Source organism: Ruegeria sp. BE1 (assembly GCF_056538885.1).
On the sequence record NZ_JBQFTY010000001.1, the window covers coordinates 1,232,608 to 1,239,867 of the forward strand.

A 7,260-nucleotide genomic window follows, 5' to 3' on the forward strand; every position below is an offset into this window, starting at 1 on the left:
CCTTTTTCAATTGAGATACAAAGGAATTTCACATGAAGCACGCAGTTCTCTCTGCCGCTTTTCTGCTTTTGCCGCTGGGGTCGGCAGCCGATCCTCTACCAAGCTGGGACACATCCGACGCCAAGACCCGTATCGTGGATTTCGTCGAAACCGTCACCGATCCCAACAGCGCCGACTATGTAACCCCGGCCGAGCGGATTGCGGTGTTTGACAATGACGGCACGCTTTGGGCCGAACAACCGGTTTATTTTCAGCTGACCTTTGCCATGGATCGTCTGGCGGACCTTGCAGGGGCTGACCCGTCGATCTTGACCACACCGACGCTAAAGGCGGCGGCGCAAGGCGACCTGCAGGCCGTTCTTGAAGGCGGCCATGAGGCGCTGATCGAAGTGGTGAATGCCTCCCATTCCGGCATCAGCGTTGACGATTTCAAGACTGCCGTCGCCGAATGGCTGGACACGGCGCGCCATCCGGACACGGGCCTGCCCTATGATCAGATGACCTATCAGCCGATGGTCGAACTGCTGCGCTATCTGCGCGATGAAGGATTCCGGACCTATATCGTGTCAGGCGGCGGTCTGCATTTCATGCGTGTGTTTGCCGAGGACGCCTATGGCATCCCACCCGAGCAGGTTCTGGGCACATATACTGACACGATCTATGACACCGCAAGCGGCTCTCCGACCATCACCAAGGCACCGGATATCGCCTTTGTCGACGACAAAGAGGGCAAACCGATCAACATCGAACGTACCATCGGACGACGCCCCATTCTGGCCGGAGGAAATTCGGACGGCGACTTTGCGATGCTGGAATGGACCACAGCCGGGGACGGCCCGCGTCTTGGCGTTCTGGTTCATCACACCGACGCCGAACGCGAATGGGCTTATGACCGCGAAAGCCCGATTGGCAAACTGGTCGATGGTTTGGACAAAGGCCCTGATATGGGCTGGGTCATCGTTGATATGGCGCAAGACTGGGATCGCATCTACACTGGGGCCGACTAAGGCAACCTGAGACCGATAACCCCATGTGGACATTGCTTGTTTCCGCGGCCGTCTTCTTTCTGTACGTGACGGCCGCGTTGTTCGCGATACGCGCGGCGCAGACCGCGCGCACCCCACAGGGCGCGGTTGGCTGGGTGGTGTTTCTGATCGCAACGCCAATGCTGGGGGTGCCGCTTTACTTGTTTTTGGGTCATCACCGGTTTCGCGGGTATCGTATCGCCCGCCAACGCAGCGAACGTGTTGTCGAAGGAATCAAGAGCTTTGCCGATTTCTCGGCTCCCGACCCCGATACGATGCCGATCAATCCCCGCCCGTTTGAGGCACTTGCCCACCTGCCCGTCTCGCGCGGGAACGGGGCTGAGTTGCTGATCGACGGACAGGCTACGTTTGATGCCATCTTTAAATCCATCGACGCCGCCCGGTCCTATATCCTGATCCAGTTCTATATCGTGCGCGACGACACGTTGGGCCAGCAGTTGCGGGACAAGTTGCTGGCCGCCTGCAAACGTGGTGTGACCGTGCGGTTCATGACGGATGCGGTGGGCAGCTATGGTTTGCCGACCGCCTATCTTGACACGCTGCGTGCAGGCGGTGTGCAGATTGCCAATCCCCGCGACCGGCGCGGCCCGCAATACCGCTTTCAGCTGAACTATCGCAATCACCGCAAAACCGTGATCATCGACGGTGAGACCGGATTTATAGGTGGCCACAACGTAGGGGTCGAGTATCTGGGTCAGAGCCCCTATTTCGGCCACTGGCGCGACACGCATATCAAGATGACCGGTCATATCGTCCGGCAGTTGCAGTTGATCTTTACCGAGGACTGGCACTGGGCCCACGAAGAAGACCTGATCGACGATCTGGACTGGGCAGGAACCGAATCCGAGCAGGACATGAACGCGCTGATCGTCGCAACCGGCCCGGGTGATGACACGGAAACCGGCGCGATGATGTTCTTTGCCGCCATTGCCGAGGCCAGGGAAAGATTGTGGATCGCCTCGCCCTATTTCGTGCCCGATATCGACATCATGACCGCCCTTCAGCACGCGGCCTTGCGCGGTGTGGATGTGCGTATTCTGGTGCCCGAGGTGATGGATCACCGCCTGCCCTGGCTGGCGGCCTTTGCCTATTTTGATGAGGTCACGGCCTGCGGCGCGCGCGTGTTCCGCTATACCGATGGGTTCATGCACCAAAAGGCGTTTGTCGTGGACGATACGCTGGCCGCCGTTGGCACCACAAATCTGGATAACCGCTCATTCCGGCTGAATTTTGAGGCGATGGCGCTGTTTTTCGACCAGCGGGCCGCGCAAGCGGTCGAGGCCATGCTGCTGGCCGATTTTGAAAAAAGCTATGAGTTGACAAAGAAACTGCCGGATCAACCCGCCTATATCCGGTTCGGTTCGCCCATTGCGCGGCTGTTCTCACCGATCCTTTAGGACATCAGCTCTTCTTTGAAGACCTGCGTCATCAGGGCAACCATGAAGGCCGTCGACAGGCCAAAAGCCAACAAACCGGTGACCGAGGCAAAGGCACCGAATATCCGCAATGCCTCACCCAGAACGATGTCGCCATAGCCCAGCGTCGTGAATGTCACCAACGAGAAGTACAGCGCCGAGTTCCAATCCGGCAGCACATCACCCAGCACCCACACAATCGCCCATAGCCAGACCTGAAACGTGTGGATCGCGACGATAAAGACCAGCGCAATGCAGATCGGAGCCGCAATCGAGATGAATTTTTTGCTGTTCTCCAGCCGCAGGGACACCTGACGCAGCACCTGCGTGCACCATGTCAAAAGGATGATCTCAAACAGGAAGCAGACGCCCAGATAGACACTGCCCCAAAGAATCTGCTGCGTTAGGGTCATCGGTTCGCGTACCATATGAGGATCACAAGAAGTTGTCTCACAATGGCGACTTAGCGGACAAAGGACAAGGCTGCGACCAATGGAAACGTGTACGGCACTGCGCTGGACTCTGGCGCGATCAGGCGCACATTGTGCCCCACACAGATAAGGACGTTGTGCATGTTGCTGGCGATCGACAGGGTTCAGAAATCCTATCCGGGCGGCCGCCCCGTTTTGCGGGATGTGTCGCTGACGCTGGATCAGGGTCAGACCTTGGCCCTGACCGGCGAAAGCGGCAGCGGCAAGAGCACGCTACTGAACCTGGTGGGCGCGCTGGACAGGTTCGACGGCGGAGAGATCACGCTGGATGGCACCCCTTTGTCGCCGCTGGATGACGCCGGGCGGGCGGCGTTGAGGCGGCGCAGTGTCTCGCTTGTTTTTCAGCAATTCAACCTGATCCCGTCGCTGACGGTTGGGCAGAACCTGTCCTTCCACGCCCGGCTGGCCGGGCGCGAAGACCCCCGCTGGACCGCGCAATTGGCCGAACGTCTTGGCCTAGCCGATTTGCAAGAGCGCTATCCCGAGAATCTGTCGGGCGGTCAGCAACAGCGCGTGGCCATCGGGCGCGCGATGGCCCCCCGGCCCAAGCTGTTGCTGGCGGATGAACCCACCGGCAATCTGGACGAAACCGCCAGCGCAAACGTTCTGGACCTGATGCTGACTCTGGTGTCCGAAACAGGTGCGGCCCTTTTGCTGGTCACCCATTCACAGGACATTGCCGAACGGCTGGACCGGCATGTACATCTGGCGGGTGGACACATCTCATGACCGTGGCCGTCATTCAGGCCCTGATGTCGCATTGGCGGCGTCACAAGCTGCAATTGGCCACGTTGCTGATCGGCATCGCGCTGGCCACCGGGCTGTGGTCTGCCGTGCAGGCCATCAATGCCGAGGCCCGCGCCAGCTATCAGCGCGCCAGTGATCAGCTTGCCTTGGGGCAATATGACGAACTGCGCGCACCCTCGGGCCTGATTGCTCTGGACCAATACGTGGCGCTACGCCGCGCCGGTTGGCAGGTGGCGGCGGTGCTTGAAGGGGCAATGCGCCTGAACGGGCAGACGTTTCAGGTGATGGGCGTAGACATGGTAACGCACCCGGCCCTGCCTGCCGTGTCGCAGGTTGAAAGCTCGGACGCGCCGCCCGACCCGGCCGATATGCTGACCGCGCCGGGCCGCCTGCTGGCCGCGCCCGATCTGACCACGTTTCTGATGCGTATTGACGGGTTACCGCCAGTTTTGACCTCGGAGGCGCTGCCGCCCGATCTGATCCTGACTGACATTGGTGTTGCCGAGACACTGTTGGATCGGCCCGGCCAAATCTCTCGGCTCTTGATCCTGCCCGAGCAGCCACGAGACCTGCGGCCCCTCACCGAAATCGCACCCGATCTTCAGCGCGCCAAGGCCACCAACCGGCTGGACGCAGCCCAGTTGACGGATAGTTTTCATCTGAACCTGACCGCCTTTGGCCTGCTGTCTTTTGCTGTTGGCCTGTTCATCGTACATGGGACGGTCGGGCTGGCTTTTGCCCAGAGACGCCCAATGATCCGCACCCTGCGCGCGCTTGGCGTATCGATGCGGCGACTGGTGGTGATGATCTCGGTCGAACTCATACTGCTGGCTCTCATTGGCGGGGTGTTGGGTCTGATCCTTGGGTTCTTTTTGGCCGGGCTGCTATTGCCTGATGTCGCCGTCACGCTGCGGGGGCTTTATGGCGCCCCGGTTGACGGGCAGATGTCGCTGCAGCCGCAATGGGTTCTCGCGGGTCTGGCGATGGCCTTGGCCGGCACCCTGCTGGCCAGCAGTCAGGCGCTGTACCGGCTTACCCAAATGCCACTGCTTACAGGCGGAGGGCTGCAGGCCTGGCGCGGTGCTGCAACCGGGCAACGCACCCTTGGCCTACTTGGCGTGCTGCTGATCGTCGGTGGATTTGTCACCGGATACACGATTGAAGGTCTCGTCGCCGGGTTTACCATGGTTGGTGGCATTCTGACCGGGACAGCCCTGCTTTTACCCTACCTGCTGTCCCTGGTTCTGGCCGTTTTTGAAACCAGGGCGCGAACCCCTGTGGCGCAATGGATTTGGGCGGATATGCGCGCGCAATTGCCCGGCCTGTCCCTGGCCCTGATGGCATTGCTGCTGGCGCTGGCTGCGAATATCGGTGTTGGCACGATGGTGTCCAGCTTTCGACTGACCTTTGTCGGTTGGCTGGATCAGCGCCTGACATCTGAGCTTTACGTGACCGCCGCAGACAATGCGCAAGGTCAACAGATCGCGCAATGGCTGGACCCGCAGGTCGACGCCATCCTGCCCATCCGCAGTGTTGAGCTGGCGCATGACAGCGGGCCCTTGTTCCTTTATGGGATCAAGGATCACGAAACCTATCGCAAACATTGGCCGCTGATCTCGGCCTCTGACAACGTTTGGGACCGCGTCCATGGCGAAGAGGCCGTTCTGATCAATGAACAACTGGCCCGCCGCGCCAACCTCTGGCCCGGTGATACGTTGAGCCTTGGAGCCCCGCACAGGTTGACCATCGCCGGGGTTTATTCCGATTATGGCAACCCGACCGGTCAGGCAATCGTTTCGATGCCCCAACTGGACCGGATCGCCCGTGGCGTGGACACGCGCCGCTTTGGGGTCGTGCTGAACCCGGATCGTGCGACCGAGATGGCCCGGGCACTGCGGGATCGCTTTGACCTCCCGCGCGGGGCGGTTGTGCAGCAGGCCGCGATGAAGGCGCAATCGCTGGCGATTTTCGATAAGACCTTTGTCGTGACATCGGCCCTGAACGTGCTGACGCTGGGCGTCGCGGGCTTTGCCATTCTGACCAGCCTGTTGACCCTGTGGACCCAACGCCTGCCACAGATTGCGCCTGTCTGGGCCCTTGGCCTGACCCGCGCGCATCTGGCCCGGTTAGAGCTGTTGCGCAGTGTGCTGCTGGCCGCCCTGACGGCGGTTCTGGCGCTGCCGCTGGGGTTGGCTCTCGCCTGGGCGCTGCTTGCTGTCATCAATGTGCAGGCTTTTGGCTGGCGGCTGCCGATGCACCTGTTTCCCCTTGATTGGGCCTATCTGTTTGGCCTGACCCTGCTGGCCGCCGGGATCGCAGCCGCCCTGCCCGCGCTGCGCCTGTTGCGCCTGCCACCTGTCAATTTGCTGAGGGTGTTTGCCAATGAACGTTAAAGCTGTCCTGTGCATCCTTTTCCTGCTCATGCCTGCGGCCCTGCGGGCGCAGGGCTATGCCGGTCTGGGTGGCACAGCCGAAGGGTTCGACGTTCCTCAGCGCGGTTTTCAATTCGAATTCCCCCGCGATCACGGCCCGCATCCTACGTTTCGCATCGAATGGTGGTATCTGACAGCAAACCTGACCGGTGAAGACGGCCGGGACTATGGCATCCAATGGACGCTGTTCCGCTCGGCCCTGAAACCGTCCCAAACCGAAGGCTGGCAAAGCCCGCAGCTGTGGATGGGCCATGCCGCCGTCACCACCCCTGACGCGCACTACTTTGCCGAGCGCCTGTCACGCGGCGGCATCGGTCAGGCAGGTGTGACGGCCCAGCCCTTTGAGGCATGGATCGACGAATGGCACATGCGTGGGGACGATTTGGATAAGGTGGACCTAACGGCCAGCGGCCCGGAATTCTCTTATGCGCTGGACCTGACCACCCAGGGCCCGCTGGTCTTTCATGGCGACGCCGGATACTCAGTCAAATCCGCTGATGGACAAGCCAGCCACTATTATTCACAGCCTTTCTACACGGTCGAAGGCGTTTTGCGCCTGCCCGAAGGCGATGTTGCGGTCACAGGTCAGGGCTGGCTGGATCGCGAATGGTCCTCACAACCCTTGGCGGCAGATCAAAGCGGCTGGGACTGGTTCTCACTCAGCTTTGAGGGGGGCGACAAGCTGATGGCCTTCCGACTGCGCGGCGGGCGCGGCGATTTCACGGCGGCCACATGGATCGCTGCGGATGGGACTACAACGGTGTTACCCAATGGCTCGGCCTCCTTCACGCCGCTGGACAGCGCTCGGGTCGCGGGGCGCGACGTTCCGGTCCATTGGCGCGTCACCCTGCCCGACCGTGGTATAGATGTTAAGGTCTCAGCCCTCACTCCCGGTGCCTGGATGGGCACCCGGTTCGAATACTGGGAGGGTCCCGTCATCGTGACCGGCAGCCACAGCGGACGCGGTTATCTTGAGATGACGGGCTACTGATTTACCTGACCACATACACTGAGACGTTTGAGTGCCGGACTACGCGTGCGGCGTTTGGGCCGAGGAGGTAGTCTTTGAGGTCTGGTTTGTGGGCTCCGATGACGATGAGGTCTGAGTCGGCGTTGTCGGCGGTTTTGA

7 protein-coding genes are annotated in these 7,260 nt (G+C 60.8%); 5 read left to right on the top strand and 2 right to left on the bottom strand.

The window, feature by feature from the left end:
• Nucleotides 1-32 precede the first annotated feature (32 nt).
• Together ACR0J5_RS06150 and cls are read left to right on the top strand one after the other, a co-directional pair.
• The gene (locus ACR0J5_RS06150; RefSeq protein ID WP_480651397.1) at nt 33-1,007 is read left to right on the top strand and encodes an HAD family hydrolase; all 975 of its coding nucleotides are present in this window, start codon (nt 33-35) and stop codon (nt 1,005-1,007) included.
• Between the two features lie 23 nt (nt 1,008-1,030).
• Complete coding sequence (gene cls / locus ACR0J5_RS06155) at nt 1,031-2,443, top strand: cardiolipin synthase (RefSeq protein WP_480651399.1); 1,413 nt, start codon at nt 1,031-1,033, stop codon at nt 2,441-2,443.
• On the opposite strand, the gene ACR0J5_RS06160 is transcribed toward cls, so the two are convergent.
• Complete coding sequence (locus ACR0J5_RS06160) at nt 2,440-2,874, bottom strand: ion channel (protein ID WP_480651457.1); 435 nt, start codon at nt 2,872-2,874, stop codon at nt 2,440-2,442. The two genes, cls and ACR0J5_RS06160, sit on opposite strands and share 4 nt — an antisense overlap.
• A 159-nt stretch (nt 2,875-3,033) precedes the next feature.
• Here ACR0J5_RS06160 and ACR0J5_RS06165 point away from each other — a divergent pair, with 159 nt between their 5' ends.
• The 3 genes from ACR0J5_RS06165 to ACR0J5_RS06175 are packed head-to-tail and all read left to right on the top strand — an operon-like array spanning nt 3,034 to nt 7,122.
• Nucleotides 3,034-3,681, top strand: coding sequence for an ABC transporter ATP-binding protein (locus ACR0J5_RS06165; protein WP_480651400.1), 648 nt, complete (start codon nt 3,034-3,036; stop codon nt 3,679-3,681).
• The gene (locus ACR0J5_RS06170; RefSeq protein WP_480651402.1) at nt 3,678-6,092 is read left to right on the top strand and encodes an FtsX-like permease family protein; all 2,415 of its coding nucleotides are present in this window, start codon (nt 3,678-3,680) and stop codon (nt 6,090-6,092) included. The genes ACR0J5_RS06165 and ACR0J5_RS06170 overlap by 4 nt, the downstream gene beginning before the upstream one ends.
• Nucleotides 6,082-7,122: a lipocalin-like domain-containing protein gene (locus tag ACR0J5_RS06175; protein ID WP_480651404.1), complete on the top strand. Its 1,041-nt coding sequence runs from the start codon at nt 6,082-6,084 to the stop codon at nt 7,120-7,122. The genes ACR0J5_RS06170 and ACR0J5_RS06175 overlap by 11 nt, the downstream gene beginning before the upstream one ends.
• A 1-nt stretch (nt 7,123) precedes the next feature.
• Here ACR0J5_RS06175 and ACR0J5_RS06180 read toward each other — a convergent pair.
• Nucleotides 7,124-7,260, bottom strand: a 137-nt coding sequence (locus tag ACR0J5_RS06180) for a universal stress protein (protein WP_480651459.1), incomplete at its 5' end; no start/stop codon positions are given.

Excerpts from the sequence above, each read along its gene's own strand:
- ACR0J5_RS06150 (WP_480651397.1), top strand. The coding sequence starts at position 33 with ATGAAGCACGCAGTTCTCTCTGCCGCTTTTCTGCTTTTGCCGCTGGGG.
- cls (WP_480651399.1), top strand. The coding sequence starts at position 1,031 with ATGTGGACATTGCTTGTTTCCGCGGCCGTCTTCTTTCTGTACGTGACG.
- ACR0J5_RS06160 (WP_480651457.1), bottom strand. The coding sequence starts at position 2,874 with ATGACCCTAACGCAGCAGATTCTTTGGGGCAGTGTCTATCTGGGCGTC.
- ACR0J5_RS06165 (WP_480651400.1), top strand. The coding sequence starts at position 3,034 with ATGTTGCTGGCGATCGACAGGGTTCAGAAATCCTATCCGGGCGGCCGC.
- ACR0J5_RS06170 (WP_480651402.1), top strand. The coding sequence starts at position 3,678 with ATGACCGTGGCCGTCATTCAGGCCCTGATGTCGCATTGGCGGCGTCAC.
- ACR0J5_RS06175 (WP_480651404.1), top strand. The coding sequence starts at position 6,082 with ATGAACGTTAAAGCTGTCCTGTGCATCCTTTTCCTGCTCATGCCTGCG.